Source organism: Streptomyces sp. Xyl84 (assembly GCF_059731885.1).
Window position 1 is genome coordinate 7,198,359 of the sequence record NZ_AP029182.1, and the last position, 12,787, is coordinate 7,211,145.

General features: G+C 70.0%; 15 protein-coding genes and 2 pseudogenes. 12 read left to right on the forward strand and 5 right to left on the reverse strand.

The genetic code is table 11. The annotated features are described in order from the left end of the window. Positions 1–151: 151 nt before the first annotated feature. The 5 genes from AC6I72_RS31475 to AC6I72_RS31495 all read left to right on the forward strand — a co-directional run bounded on the left by AC6I72_RS31475 (position 152) and on the right by AC6I72_RS31495 (position 2,757). Positions 152–751 (forward strand): sulfite oxidase-like oxidoreductase, encoded by a 600-nt coding sequence (locus tag AC6I72_RS31475; RefSeq protein ID WP_498004521.1) that lies wholly within the window; start codon positions 152–154, stop codon positions 749–751. After that, entirely contained in the window at positions 751–1,494 is a 744-nt protein-coding gene (locus AC6I72_RS31480) for a ferredoxin reductase (RefSeq protein ID WP_498004522.1), read from the forward strand. The genes AC6I72_RS31475 and AC6I72_RS31480 overlap by 1 nt, the downstream gene beginning before the upstream one ends. Before the next feature lie 29 nt (positions 1,495–1,523). Continuing rightward, positions 1,524–1,811, forward strand: a complete 288-nt coding sequence (locus tag AC6I72_RS31485; RefSeq protein ID WP_498004523.1) for a DUF6510 family protein — start codon at positions 1,524–1,526, stop codon at positions 1,809–1,811. A 182-nt stretch (positions 1,812–1,993) separates the two neighbouring features. After that, positions 1,994–2,389 carry a fluoride efflux transporter FluC gene (locus tag AC6I72_RS31490; protein WP_498004524.1) on the forward strand — a complete coding sequence of 132 codons (396 nt, stop codon included), beginning with the start codon at positions 1,994–1,996 and terminating at the stop codon, positions 2,387–2,389. Continuing rightward, positions 2,386–2,757, forward strand: a complete 372-nt coding sequence (locus AC6I72_RS31495) for a fluoride efflux transporter FluC (RefSeq protein ID WP_498004525.1) — start codon at positions 2,386–2,388, stop codon at positions 2,755–2,757. The genes AC6I72_RS31490 and AC6I72_RS31495 overlap by 4 nt, the downstream gene beginning before the upstream one ends. A 609-nt stretch (positions 2,758–3,366) precedes the next feature. Here the strand turns inward: AC6I72_RS31495 and AC6I72_RS31500 are convergent. Beyond that, on the reverse strand, positions 3,367–4,242 hold the full coding sequence (locus AC6I72_RS31500) for a sigma-70 family RNA polymerase sigma factor (RefSeq protein ID WP_498004526.1): 876 nt from the start codon (positions 4,240–4,242) through the stop codon (positions 3,367–3,369). Between the two features lie 84 nt (positions 4,243–4,326). On the opposite strand from AC6I72_RS31500, the gene AC6I72_RS31505 reads away from it, so the two are divergent. From AC6I72_RS31505 to AC6I72_RS31515, 3 genes and pseudogenes are all read left to right on the forward strand, one after another. Then, entirely contained in the window at positions 4,327–4,785 is a 459-nt protein-coding gene (locus AC6I72_RS31505) for a carboxymuconolactone decarboxylase family protein (RefSeq protein ID WP_498004527.1), read from the forward strand. 135 nt (positions 4,786–4,920) lie between these two features. After that, positions 4,921–5,142 (forward strand): annotated as a pseudogene (locus tag AC6I72_RS31510) (IS5/IS1182 family transposase); the annotation flags it as partial. Between the two features lie 239 nt (positions 5,143–5,381). Continuing rightward, complete coding sequence (locus AC6I72_RS31515) at positions 5,382–5,666, forward strand: RapZ C-terminal domain-containing protein (RefSeq protein ID WP_498004528.1); 285 nt, start codon at positions 5,382–5,384, stop codon at positions 5,664–5,666. A gap of 328 nt (positions 5,667–5,994) precedes the next feature. Here AC6I72_RS31515 and AC6I72_RS31520 read toward each other — a convergent pair. After that, positions 5,995–6,450: pseudogene (locus AC6I72_RS31520) on the reverse strand (ATP-binding protein); the annotation flags it as partial. A 147-nt stretch (positions 6,451–6,597) separates the two neighbouring features. Here AC6I72_RS31520 and AC6I72_RS31525 point away from each other — a divergent pair. Continuing rightward, the gene (locus tag AC6I72_RS31525; RefSeq protein WP_498004529.1) at positions 6,598–6,723 is read left to right on the forward strand and encodes a hypothetical protein; all 126 of its coding nucleotides are present in this window, start codon (positions 6,598–6,600) and stop codon (positions 6,721–6,723) included. Between the two features lie 676 nt (positions 6,724–7,399). Further along, the gene (locus tag AC6I72_RS31530) at positions 7,400–7,651 is read left to right on the forward strand and encodes a hypothetical protein (RefSeq protein WP_498004530.1); all 252 of its coding nucleotides are present in this window, start codon (positions 7,400–7,402) and stop codon (positions 7,649–7,651) included. Between the two features lie 11 nt (positions 7,652–7,662). On the opposite strand, the gene AC6I72_RS31535 is transcribed toward AC6I72_RS31530, so the two are convergent. Beyond that, the gene (locus AC6I72_RS31535; protein ID WP_498004531.1) at positions 7,663–8,463 is read right to left on the reverse strand and encodes an alpha/beta hydrolase; all 801 of its coding nucleotides are present in this window, start codon (positions 8,461–8,463) and stop codon (positions 7,663–7,665) included. A 191-nt stretch (positions 8,464–8,654) separates the two neighbouring features. Between AC6I72_RS31535 and AC6I72_RS31540 the strand changes: the two genes are divergently transcribed. Both AC6I72_RS31540 and AC6I72_RS31545 read left to right on the forward strand, forming a co-directional pair. Further along, positions 8,655–9,200, forward strand: coding sequence for a helix-turn-helix domain-containing protein (locus tag AC6I72_RS31540; RefSeq protein ID WP_498004532.1), 546 nt, complete (start codon positions 8,655–8,657; stop codon positions 9,198–9,200). A 1,328-nt stretch (positions 9,201–10,528) separates the two neighbouring features. Then, positions 10,529–10,759, forward strand: a complete 231-nt coding sequence (locus AC6I72_RS31545) for a hypothetical protein (protein WP_497998431.1) — start codon at positions 10,529–10,531, stop codon at positions 10,757–10,759. A gap of 90 nt (positions 10,760–10,849) precedes the next feature. Here AC6I72_RS31545 and AC6I72_RS31550 read toward each other — a convergent pair whose 3' ends face one another. Both AC6I72_RS31550 and AC6I72_RS31555 read right to left on the reverse strand, forming a co-directional pair. Continuing rightward, entirely contained in the window at positions 10,850–11,143 is a 294-nt protein-coding gene (locus tag AC6I72_RS31550) for a helicase associated domain-containing protein (RefSeq protein ID WP_498004533.1), read from the reverse strand. Beyond that, a complete protein-coding gene (locus AC6I72_RS31555) occupies positions 11,062–12,093 on the reverse strand; it encodes a helicase associated domain-containing protein (RefSeq protein ID WP_498004534.1) in 1,032 nt (343 codons plus the stop codon). The genes AC6I72_RS31550 and AC6I72_RS31555 overlap by 82 nt, the downstream gene beginning before the upstream one ends. Positions 12,094–12,787 lie beyond the last annotated feature (694 nt).

Consider the following 12,787-nt stretch of genomic DNA (forward strand, 5'->3'; position numbering starts at 1 on the left):
GACTGACCGCTCCTGCCGGCTCGGCGCCCTCGAAGCCGGTGGTCCAGCGACACTGCCGGGGCTGTCGAGACCCCACATGTTTCCCCCGTCTGCGCGCCGTGTCCGCAGCGAAGCCGTCCGGCGCGTACCCAGCAGGAGGAGGAGCGGCAAGATGACAGGCTTCTCACCGGGATTCCGGGGCCGGACCCACGCCTTCGAGGGACGTCTTCCGCCGGGCCAGTACCCGACGGAGTCCTTCCCCGTGCTGTCCGCCGGACCGACCCCGCACCTGGATACCGCACAGTGGTCCTTCACCGTCACCGACGAGACCGGACGCCAGCGTTCCTGGACGTGGGACGACATGATGAACCTGCCGCAACAGGAACCCACAGCGGACATCCACTGCGTCACCCGCTGGTCCAAGTTCGCCACCCGGTGGCGCGGCGTCTCCCTCGACGTCCTGCTGGATGACATCGATACGGCAGCCGGCTTCGTCGTTGCCGAGTCCTATGACGGATACACCGCGAACCTCCCGTTGGCGGACGTCACCGGCGGCAAGGCATGGCTGGTCCACTCCTACGACGGTTACGCCCTCTCACCCGAGCACGGCGGACCGGCCCGCCTGCTGATCCCGCACCTGTACTTCTGGAAGTCGGCCAAGTGGGTCAAGAACCTGCGCCTGACGCTCCAGGACGAACCGGGCTTCTGGGAGTCCGTCGGCTACCACAACTACGGAAACCCGTGGCGCGAGCAGCGCACCTGGAGCGACTGATGAGCACGCCCGACGCGCCGGGCCGCCCGGCCACGCCCGCGCGGCCGGGGCGATGGTATCCGGCCCGGCTCGTGGAGCGGGAAAAGCAGACGGAGACCGGACGCTCTCTCCGGTTCGACGTGCGCCCGTGGCCGGGCCACCTGCCTGGGCAGCACGTCGACGTCCGCCTCACCGCTGACGACGGCTATCAGGCGGTGCGCAGCTACTCCCTGGCCCGTCCCGCCGACGGCGACGTGGTCGAACTGGGCGTCCAGGCGGTGCCTGACGGCGAGGTGTCGCCGTACCTCGTCGGTGACCTGCCGGTGGGCGCGCGGATCGAGATGAAGGGCCCGCTGGGCGGGTGGTTCGTGTGGGACGGCGCAGCCGACGCTCCGCTGCTGCTCGTCGCCGGCGGCTGCGGGGTGGTGCCGCTCATGGCCATGCTGCGGGCCCGCCGCGAGACCGCCGCCGCAACACCCTGCGCCCTCCTCTACTCCGTACGCGATCCCGACGAGGTCTGGTACGCCGACGAACTCGGCACACCGCGGCCTCACGAGGCAATACGCGTGATCCACACCCGCCGGGCGCCCAGCGGAGCGAGCCGCCCGGCCGGCCGCATCACCCTTGACGACTTGGGAGGCCTGCCACCACCGGGCGCCCGCTGCTACGTCTGCGGTCCCACCGGCTTCGTCGAGCACGCCGGCGATCTCCTGCGGGCCGCCGGACACCCGGCCGACCGGATCCGGACAGAACGCTTCGGCTGAACCGCCCCCGCACCCGTCAGGAGAAACCCGTGAACCAGCCATTCCCCCGCCACCTCGACGGAAACGCACTGGCCGGGCCGCTCGCCGACGTATTCACCGTCGATCCCACCACGGCCTGGCGCCTGTGCCCCACCTGCCGCCTGTCGGCGACCCTCGGGCAACTGCATGTGTACGGCCCAGGCCCCGGTCTCACCGGACGCTGTCCCGGCTGCGCCGACATCGCTGTCCGGGTCGTCTCCCAGCCCGGCTTCCTCTGGCTCCAACTGGGCAACGGAGGCGGAGCGTTCCGCCTCAGCGTGCCGACGGCCGCGCCGTGACCCGGCACCCGGTGACGCCGCGGAACCCGGTCGGTCGCAGAGCGCGTCGCCTCCTGAAGGGCGGGCCGACCGCCGGGAGCGGTCCCTCCTCGGCACAGGCCGCACCGCCCCGCGAAGACCAGACGATGCTGTTCCCACGACTGTTCCCGCGCCCGCACCACTGCGGCACGACCAGAACACGTATGACGCTCCTGGTGGCGGCAGGGGGAGCGGCCGGAGCAGCGGCGCGCACCGCAGCCGACCTGACAGGCCCCGCGGCCGGCACGGGATTCCCGTGGACGACATGGGCCGTCAACCTGGCCGGCTGCGCGCTCATGGGCATCCTGATGACCAGCCTGAACCACAAGCCCGGCCGCCGCCCGATGTGGGCCGGCCCGGTGCTGGGCAGTGGATTCCTCGGCGGCTTCACCACCTTCTCGGCCTTCTCCGCCGACGTCCAGCGCCTGTTCACCGACGGCCACGCACCCACCGCGGTCCTCTACGCCGCCGCCACTGTCGCGGGCGCATTGGCCGCCACAGCGGCGGGTGCGGCACTGACGGCGGGCCTGCTGGACCGGAACACCCGGGGTGACCGGTGAACGCCGCGGACTGGGCCTGGCTCGCGCTCGGCGCGTCCGTCGCCTCACCGGTCCGCTACTGGGCCGGCGCCGCCGCCAAGTCGACGCATCGGCGTCCCTTCCCGGCCGGCACCTTCACCGTGAACTGCGCCGCGTGCCTCCTGCTGGGAATCGCACTGGAGATGCGGGTCCCGCGGGCCTGGGTACAGTCGCTCATCGCAGCCGGCGTCTGCGGCGCCCTATCCACCTGGTCCACGCTGGCCTGGGAGACGACCGGACTGGTGCGCACCGACCGACTCGGCACAGGCGCGCTGTATCTCGCGGCGAGTCTGCTCGCGGGCGTCACACTGGCCTGCGCCGGCGCCATGGCCGGACGCTGGATCTGGTGAAACCGCCACTGCGCGGGCGATGCGTGGTGTGAGTAGTACATCGTCCTGACGGCGTAGGCGCGTGGTTTCCGAGGCCGGAGCCGCGGTGACCGCGCGGCCTGCGGAGCCGCGTGAGGTGATTTTCGGAGTGGGGCGGAGCGTGTCGACCAAGATCACTGTTCGGCGGGAGCTCCGTTGGGTGCCCAGTCCGTCATCTCTCGTGAGGTTGTCGATGCTGCGGAGGCCTTCGCACGGCACCCGGGCATCCGACTGACCCGTCCCCGCGGTCCAGCACAGGGGGCCGGAGCCACGGGCATTGGCTCCGGCCCCCTGCGACGTGACTGTAACCGGGCCGCTTCCCGGGAGCACCGGGTACCGGGCCTACCCGATGGGCGCTCCCACCACTACCTCCCTGGAGGCACCGCCGTGATCGCTACCGTCATCGCCATCGCCGGGACGCTCGCCGGTGCACTGCTGTCCGGACTCCTGTCCGACAGGCAGACCCGCGCCGCGTTATGGCGATACAGCCAGACCGCAAAGCAACTGAGGCTTTCTCAGAGGCTGACTTCAACGTCTCTGCGGACCAGGCGCGGGCCACTTCGAGTACGCGCGGCCTTCGCCGGTTAGGAGTCACACCGGGTCCGGAAGGTCTATGAGCGCGAGTTTGGCGGGGGCGACCACGGCGGTGATCTCGGTGATGTGGCCGTCGGCGACGGTGAAGGCGAGGAGGGACAGCGGGGTGCCGTCCTCGCTCCAGGAGATGACGCCGGGGCGGCCGTTGACGATCGCCGCGTGTCCTCGTGCCGCGCTGCCGGCCACTCGCGCGCGGGTGGCGACTTCGGTTGCCCCGAGCGACACGAACGTGCCGTTCGTGGTGTGGACGGTGAACTCCACTTCGGGGTGGAGGACCTGCAGCAGCTGTTCGAACCGGCCGTCGCGGGCTGCGGCCAGGAAGGCTTGGACCACCTCGCGTTGTTGTCGTCCGGCGCTTGCCGGCTGCTGAGCGGCCTGTACTTTTCTGCGGGCGCGGCTGGCAAGCATTTTGGTCGCGTCGGCGGATTTGCCGAGAATGGTGCCGATCTCCGCGAAGGGCACGGCGAACACGTCGTGCAGTACGAACGCCAGTCGTTCGTCAGGGCGAAGCGAGTCGAGGACCGTGAGGAGCGCGAGGCCGACGGAGTCCCCGAGTGCCGCGAGGTCTTCCGGAGCGGGAGCGTCGTCGAGCGTCACGGTGAATTCGGGTGGCTGGTCGTCGAAGGAGACTTCTGGGCGCGTCCGGCCCGACCGCAGGACGTCGAGGCTGATGCGGCCGACCACGGTGGTCAGCCAGCCGCCGAGGTTGTCGATGGTGTCGATGTCCTGGCGCGACAGACGCAGCCACGCTTCTTGGACCACGTCTTCCGCGTCGGCGTGTGATCCGAGCATGCGGTAGGCGACGGCGCGGAGCCGGTCACGGTGGGACTCGAAGGCATCGGCGATCGGGTCCGCGGGGTGGGTGCCGGCCATGTTGTTACCTCCGTGGAAGCTGCTCCGTCATAGGGATGACGCGCACAGGCTCCGAAACGTAACCCGATGAAGGAGAGCACCCCCATGGAAAACCGGCTCAAGAACAAGAACACGAACAACCCCGATGTGTGGACCGCGATCCAGCACCTGCAGAAGGCGATCGCCGCCGGCGGTGTCGACCCGAAGCTGCTCGCGCTGGTGCACCTGCGCGCCAGCCAGATCAACAGCTGCTCGGCGTGCGTCTACGCCAGTGTCGCCGGGGGGAAGAAGGCCGGTGACAGCGACGAGCGGCTGCACAACGTAGCGGCCTGGCGTGAAGCGCCGTTCTACACCGACGCGGAACGGGCGGCACTGGCGCTGGCCGAGGCCGCCACCCGGCTGCAGGACGGTGCGCCGGGCGTCACCGACAAGATCTGGGAAGAGGTCAACGCCCACTTCACCGAGGAGCAGATCGGCGCGATCAACCTGGAGATCGCGCTGACCAACTTCTTCAACCGGATCAACCGCACCATCAAGGAACCGGCCGGCAAGTCCTGGGGCTGAGCCCAGCGCGGCTCTTACCCACTGAGGCGTCGCCAACGAAGTGATCTCCGGGTGAGGCCGCGAAGCAGGGCAGGCGTGAAGCCCTGGTAGGACTGGTTTGCCGAGATCATGTCCGCTCGAACCAGAGGCTTCACGTTGGTTACCTATGCTGCCGTGCTCGACGTCCCACGCCACATCGCGGAGTTCCTCCCCCGGTTGTTGGCCGCCCACCGGCGCGGGATCGGCACGCCGAAGGGCTCTCGCGCCCTGGGCCCGTTCCGCCAGGCGGTACTGGTACTGCGCTGGTTCCGAGAACACGGCTGCGTGCACTGCCTGGCCCGGGACGCCGGGATCTCGCAGGCCACCGGCTACCGCTACGCCCCGCGCTCCGACTGTGCCGTCCGCCGCCCCGCCGTCGGTCGGCCCCTGCCCGCGCCAGTCCTGCATCCGCCGTGACGGGCCGCTGGCCGTGCAGGCCGTGCCTCCCTCCCTGCACGGTGCCCGTCCACCGCCAGGGCGCCCCCTCCGGCCGCGCCCTGGTCAGCCCTGAGTCTTGTTCAGAGTGGGCAACGGGCAACTCCTGTCGCTGTCTCTGGCGGGTCGGGATGGTGGTGGGTATGGAGAGCACATACCTGGACGGGCTGGGTCCCGTCGCTGCTGTCATCCGCTCGGTCGGATTCCGTCATGACGGCGCTCACCATCTCGTCACCGACGGTCTGTATCTCGACCTGCGGCGGGGGCTGCGCAACCCGGCCGATGACCCGGCCCTGCGCTCTATGACCGGCCTGGACGACGAGGTGTACGCACATGTCCTGGCCACCCCCGGCGCCCGCGAGGTCGTCGCCCGGACCGCCGCCCAGCTCCGGCCGATGAGGTGCCCCGGGGACGACTGGCCCGTCTGACCGTGGCGTGCCATGCAGGCCGGCACCGGTCAGTGGCGGTCGCCGAAGCGGTCGCACGCCGCGCGTGGGGCGGTGAGCGGGGCGTGGAGGCCGAGCACCACCACATCGGCCGCCCGGTCCTGCCCGCGTCTCCCTGGTCGGCGAGACCACGGGCGCCGTGGTGACGGCCTGGCCCAAGGAGCCGTGACCGTCGCCCCGGATCCGATTCAGTACCTGACGCTGTCGGGGATCTTGGTTGAGCGGCCTCGTGTGCCTCAAAAGCCATGGGGAGAGCGGTGAGTGGCGCCCTCCGGCCTCGGGGGCGGGTCAGGAGGGCTGCCGACCGGCCGGGGTCTCCGCCGGGGTCGTCGGCCAGTTCGATGACGGCGGTGATCCGCTTGCCCACGGGTTCCCGGTGGACACAGAACGTCTGGGACACCGCCATGGTGATCTCAAGGCCGTGATGACCGATCCGTTCCGGGTCGGCCGCTTCGATGGACGGCAGGGTGGTGCTGCTGTCCCACACGCTGATCTCGACGGCGCCCTCGACGATCTCCAGGTCCAGCAGACACGGGCCTGGCGCGTACTTGCGGGCGTTGGTGACCAGCTCGCTCACGACCAGCTGCACCATGCCCATCGCCCGCGCCGACACCGGCAGCCCGTGCACCGCCTGAACGGAGGTCAGGAAGTCGCGGGCCATGTCCCGGGCCTCAGCAATCTCCGAACTGCCCTCGAACGCGGCACCGGCCCTGATCGGACGGTCGGCCACCGGGTCCGGACCCTCGTTCTGGGCAGCAGCATCCATGGACCCGCCCTCACTTCCGAAGCGCCGTGCAGTGCACACCCCCGCATACCCCCGAAACACCGCAACACCCACGCACTGGCGAGGTCTGTTTCCAGAAACATCTTTCGGATATTCCCACCCGGGCAGAGCTGGAAGGGCGGGCGGATCGTGAGCGAGCAGGCCGGGCAGTGGCACTTCCTCACCGACCGTGCCCGGGTGCTGTTCGCCGTCGCCCGCGACCCTGCCGCCCGGCTCCGCGACATCGGCCGTCCGGTCCTGCCCGCGTCCGGCTGACCGCCGACAGACGAAAAGGGGGGAGGCCGGTCACCGCCAGGTGGGACGCTGTTGGCGAATCCAACAGCGTCCCGCCAGGTAGTGACCGGCCCCCCCCCCCTTTCGGTGTGCGGGGAGCTACAGCAACTCCACGGGTGGCACGCGGCGGGCGGAGGTCATCCACCCGGCCCGCGCGTTCAGCGCGGTTTCCATTTCGGGGCCGGTGGGGTGGTGCAGGTGGGGGACCAGACCACCGCCATCTGCGCGCGCTGCCGGGCGAGATCCCACCACAGGGCACGGAGGCTCGGCCAGCTCCGTCACGACGTGGACGGCGCCGTCCTCGCCGGGCTTTGAGCGCCAGGACCACGGCGCCGGTCTGGTCCTGCCAGAAGTGCCACGGCCCCCCCGTCCGCAGGAGCCTGCCCGGTGAGCGGGGCCAGGGAGGCGTACTGCGGGAAGGCATCGATCCCGTCCTGCCCGGCGCCGCGGTAGGGAGAGAGCGCGACCGCCGCCATCAAGGCGCCGGCGACCGAGCGGGACATACTCCGCAAGGCGGCCAAGTATTTCGCAAGCACGCCCACCTGGTCCTGGGCCGCCACCCCGTCCTGCTGCCTCCACGACTCGCCGAGCTCCTGCGGCACCTCGCCGAACAGCCCCGGCTTCGGGCGCAGCTCTCGCGAGTTCACCCAGGCCCTCGATGGCTCTTCCCGTGCATGGTTCCGGGCAAGCCGATCTCGGCGCACGGCATGACTCAGAAACGGTTCGCACCGCGCGCAACGCGGCGCTGGCAGCCCTCGCCGCTGATCTTCCCAGCCCGATCCTCGCCGACGTCACCGGGATGCACCGCCACACCGCACTCCGCTGGGTCGCCTACGCCCGACGGGACTGTGCCGAGTACCTCGCCGCCCGAGCCGCGGGCGAGGCCAACAAGCGGGTGAGGAAGGAGTGATGGAGCATGCGTCACGCTGCTCTGTCGAGGAGGTCAGCGATCGCCTGGAACACGGCGTCCTGGCGCTCCTCGTGGAGCCAACCGTGGCCGGCATTCTCCAGGACCCGGTGCTCGCCGCGCAGGACCGAGGAGGCCAATTGCGTGTGCAGCGTGGTCTTGGCGTCGTTGATCTCGCGCAGCACTCCTTCCGGCCACAGATGCGCCTGTGCCGCGTCGTACCCCAGGGCGGTGAGCACGATCAGCGGCACATCGGGCAGGTCCGATGCGTGCCGCAGCTCACCGGAGACCACGTCGTAGAGGTTCCGGTCCTCGTACAGGCCGGCCTTCCACGCCGCCGTGACGTGGTGCTCGATGAGCGGTCGGCGGACAGCGACGGGCCACTTCGCAAAGAGTGGTGCGGCCAGGTCCCGGGCCTGCTGCAGCTGTTCCCGAGTCAGCTGCGGAATCTTGTGAGCGTGCAGTTGCGCCAGCTTCTGTCGCGCTTGCCGGGGTGCGCGGTCGTGGAGGTCCTCGTGGAAGGGGTCCATGAGGAGCAGTCCAGCCGTCTCGTCGGGGAAACGCTGGGCGAAGTGGCGTGCGTAGGCTCCGCCCAGGGAATGGCCCACCAGCAGGTACGGGGCAGGTACGCCGGCGGCGCGCAGCAGGTCGCGGAGTTCATCGGTGACTTCCGCGGCGGTGCGCGGCAGTTGGGCCCCCTGGCTCCAGCCGGTGCCGGCACGGTCGTAGATCACGCTGGTAGTCAGCTCCGCCGCCCGGTCGTGGATGTTCAGGTAGTCGAGGCCGACCTGCCCGGCTCCCGGCAGGAACACCACGGCCGGGCCCCGGTACCGGTGCGGTGCAGCATCAGCCGCCGTCCCCCGACTTCGTACAGGTGCCCCAGCGGAGGCTCGGCCAGGGCGGCTTGGGGACCGGGAGTGGGTGACGAGTGCGACATGGTCGGTGACCTCATTATTCTGGGGGGTCTCAATTTTGAGAAAGGTATTGAGACTGAGAATATACATCCATGGACACGGTTGAGCTCCTTCTGCACCCGGTACGGATGCGCATCGTGCACGCCATGCACGACGGGCGGACACGCACGACCACTGAGCTCTGCGCCCTGCTGCCCGACGTCTCGAAGGCCACTGTCTACCGGCACGTCGGCCTCCTGGCCGACGGTGGACTGTTGGCCGTGGAGGGCGAACAGCGGGTGCGCGGCTCTGTCGAGCGCCGCTACCAGCTGCATCGCGACCGGGCCGTGATCGACGCCGGAACGGCCGCGTCGCTGTCGCCGGAGGACTACCGGCGGGGCTTCGCCGTGGCGATGGCCACCTTGCTTGCCGAGTTCAACGCCTACCTTGACCGAGACGGGGCCGACCCGGTCGCCGACTTGGTGGGTTTCCGCCAGCACGCACTCTGGCTCAGCCGAGACGAACTCATCGAGATGATCGGCGAGATGCGCGAGGCAATCACGGCCCGTATGAGCCACGGCCCCTCACCGGAACGCACCCGCCACCTGCTCAGCCCGATCCTGTTCCCCGCCGAGACGCAGCTCCCGCGTAACGACTGACTGACCAGCAAGAAAAGGCTCGGACTCCCGGCTCTGCCGCAACCCCTCGTTGAAGTCTGCGGCAAGTGGGGAGGCGAGCATGCCTGAGGATTCATTCTCGATGTCGAAGGAGGGGCTCTTGGTAGTTCGGGGGTGCGACCCCATCCGTGGATGACCGCGGCCTTCATCAGGACCTCGGCCCGGAGCATCGAGCCGATCAGCGGTCCGAACTCGTCGATCACCCTCGCTCGCGACCCCCCACTCGACGACCGCCGCGGAGGCGTCGCCGGACCCGGTGCCGACAGGTACTCGCGGACTGTCTTACGGTCCAGGCCGGTCTCCCTGGTGATCTCCGACAGGCTCATCGCCCCGGACTCCAGCAGGCCGCGAAAGCGCCGGAGCTCCAGCCAACGCTGCGGATCCAAGACCGCTGCCAGCCCCCTCCGCCGCCCGAATCGGCCAAGCAGCAGAGTGTCGAGCCGCAGGTCTCACCGCATCAGCAACTGTCCCTTTTCTTTCGTACGAGCTGGGGCCGTTCACGTGTACGCCGACAGGCCGGATCAGCGTAGTGACCGGAGCGGTCGGCGAAGGCCTGCACCAGCCAGCCGTCGACCACCAGGTGGTAGTCGCCCCGGGACCAGGACCTCGCGGGCGGCCTCGTCTCCCGGCAGGATCTCCACGGCCCGGTCGAGTCGGCCGGCTCGCATGTGCGCGGAGAGTTCGACGGCGCGGGCGGCGAGCTGCTGCTTCTGGAGGCGCTGCTGCTCGGCTTCCTCGGCACGCTGGTCGGCGGTGAGCTCGTCCTGGACGACGGCATCGGTCTCCGGGCCGTAGACGCCGCCGGCGGTGACGAGCAGCTGCGTGATGCGCGGTGCCTCCCAAACTCATCAACACCACCCGTCCGTGGAACGGGGCGCCTCCCAAACTCATCGACAAGCGACGTCACTACTGATCGATAGAGCCACTGGCCCGCAGTACGAGTTTCGCCGACCGCGCTGTGATGGCCGCGTTGTGGGAGGGAATCTGCCGGATCGCGTATGCCTCCGTGGCAGCCCCCTCACGCACCCCACGCTAGTCGCCGCATGGGTGATCGCACCTTGGGCGCAGCTCTCCCGGATTGCCCCCCACTCCAGTTCCACGGACGGGCGTCAGCTCACCCAGCTCGGCCTCGACCGCAGCCAGCTCATCCCCACGACCAGCACGGCGGACCAGGAGAAACCTGACATACAGCCGGCGCCGGGCAGGACGGGATCGATGCCTTCTCGCAGTACGCCTCCCTCGCTCCGCTCACCGGGCAGGCTTCTGCGGACGGGGGGCCGTGGCACTTCTGGCAGGACCAGGCCGGCGCCGTGGTCCTGGCGCTCAACAAGCCGGGCGAGGACGGGGCCGTCCACGTCGTGACGGAGCTGCCCGAGCCCCCCGGCCCTGTGGTGGGATCTCGCCCGGCAGCGCGCGCAGATGGCGGTGGTCTGGTCCCCCACCTGCACCACCCCACCGGCCCCGAGATGGAAACCGCGCTGAACGCGCGGGCCGGGTGGATGACCTCCGCCCGCCGCGTGCCGCCCGTGGAACTGCGGTAGCCCTCCCCGCACGCCGAAAGGGGGGCCGGTCACCACCTGGCGGCCACCAGGTGGTGACCGACCCTCTTCGTCTCGTGCCCTGACCGTCTATCAGTGCATGTCGAGGGCGGTCCATGCCGCGCGCTGCTCGTCGGTCAGCTTGTCGGCGCGGCGGCGGGTGTTGTCGATGACGGCACCGAGCTTGATGGTCGTCCCGTCCGGCAGTACCTCCACGTGCTTGCGCGGCACCCGCAGGTGTCCCTCGCGCTCGTAGAACTGCCGCACCGCCGCGAGGTTCACCGCCCGGGCGGCCTCCCGCCGCCCTACCGGCCGCGCCGCCGCCTCGGCCCCGGCGGGCGCGGGCTCCAGGCCCAGGGTCTCCAGGAGGTATTGCTGTGCGGGCATGAGCCGGTCCCGCCCGGTGCGCTGCCCTGCCGTCCATGCTCCGAGGTCTTCGCCCTGCACGATGACCTGGCCCGGAGCGTCAGGGAGCGGGCCGCCGGCGCGGACGTGTGCCTGACACAGCCGGTAGGCCCGCTGCCATCCCGCATCCCACACCGGGCACCACCCCGCGTCGATCGCTTCCAGCGCCTCCCTGCGGCTCTCTGGCAGCTCCCCGTACTCGGCACGCCCGACTCCCCTGCCGCGCGCCGAGCGGCGTTCACAGCCGCCTTCCGGGCCGCCTGCCGCTGGTTCTTCGCCCACGTGCCGATGGGCTGCCCTTCCCACACGGCGGTGGCTGGAGGGACGAAGTGCCCGTGCGCGGCGGCGTAGGCGCGGGCGACGGCGAGCATGCCGTCCCACTCGGTGTAGACCGACCAGACCATGCCCAGCGTCTCCAGCTCGACCACGCGCTCGGCTTCCAGCGTCCCGGCCGCGTAGTACCGGCGCTGATCCGCCAGCCACGCCCCCAACGGGTAGGAGGGCCCGGGCCCTGTCCAGGCCTGCGGGGTCCAGTAGGCGACCGGCACCGACAACATGACCGACCTCGTCTCCCGCAGCCACCGCTGCGCGGCTGCGATGTCGCGCCGCCGGTACGCGTGCTCGGGGTCGATGACGCGCAGCCGTACGAACGCGGCCACCGTCGCGGGGTCGCGCTCGGTGCTGAACCGCAGCACACCGGCCGCCGCCGCACTCACCCGCGCCGACCCCTCGTCCTCCTGCTCCTGGCCCTCAGCGCCGATCTCGCCCCCGTCGCCCAACTCGCCTTCGTCACCGGTAAGTCCGGCTCCTGCCGGCCGCTGCGCGGCCTCGGGTCGGCCAGCGCTTCCACGGTGTCCGTGTCGTGCGCCCGCAGCCCCCGAGGACCTTCGCCAGGGTCCCGTAAGCGTCCGACGTGAGCATTTCGTTCTCATCCTCGTCCGGGCCGAGGAATACCGGCACGATCAGTGTGGCCAGTTTCCCGTGCCCGGGACACTCGCACTGGGGGATAGCGAGGTGCGTTGCCGATTCAGTTACTTGATGTTGTTGGCGGTGAAAATCTTCCTGAAATCAGCACTCACACATCGCATTTCGACAACGAGTAGCGCTGCACAACGAAACAGGACATGAAAGGTCCTCAGGGTATGCCGCGCATGGTGAGTTGACCTTGCGCCGGCCACAGGACCCCGGAGAGGCCGCTGCGCCCCCTGGAGGCATCGACTCCCGCAGGTCGCCAGAGGGGCTGTCAGACCCCGTCTCGGCGGCGCAAGGTCGAAGTGATCGGCCCCTGGTAGGGGTAGCGCAGGCCCGCAGGAGCGCGCTATGGTTCCCGTGTTCTAAAATTGAAGAGCGGGCGCGGGAAAGGGCCGGCCGAGAGGCCGGGCCCGTCAATTTCGCCAAGGCGTGACTAAATTGACGGGAGCTCAGGAATGCGGGAGAGTCGAAGGACCGCACCCCACCTGTGGCCAGCCGAATGGAATTCGCGGAGCGAATTCCATTCCAGTCCGAATCGCGGAGCGAATTCGGACCTCGGCCAACGGAGTTGGCCGGGTATTCCGGCGGAGCCGGAATACGGAATTGCGGAGCAATTCCCTGGACCGCCGCGTAGCGGCGGCGCGTCGTGTCTGC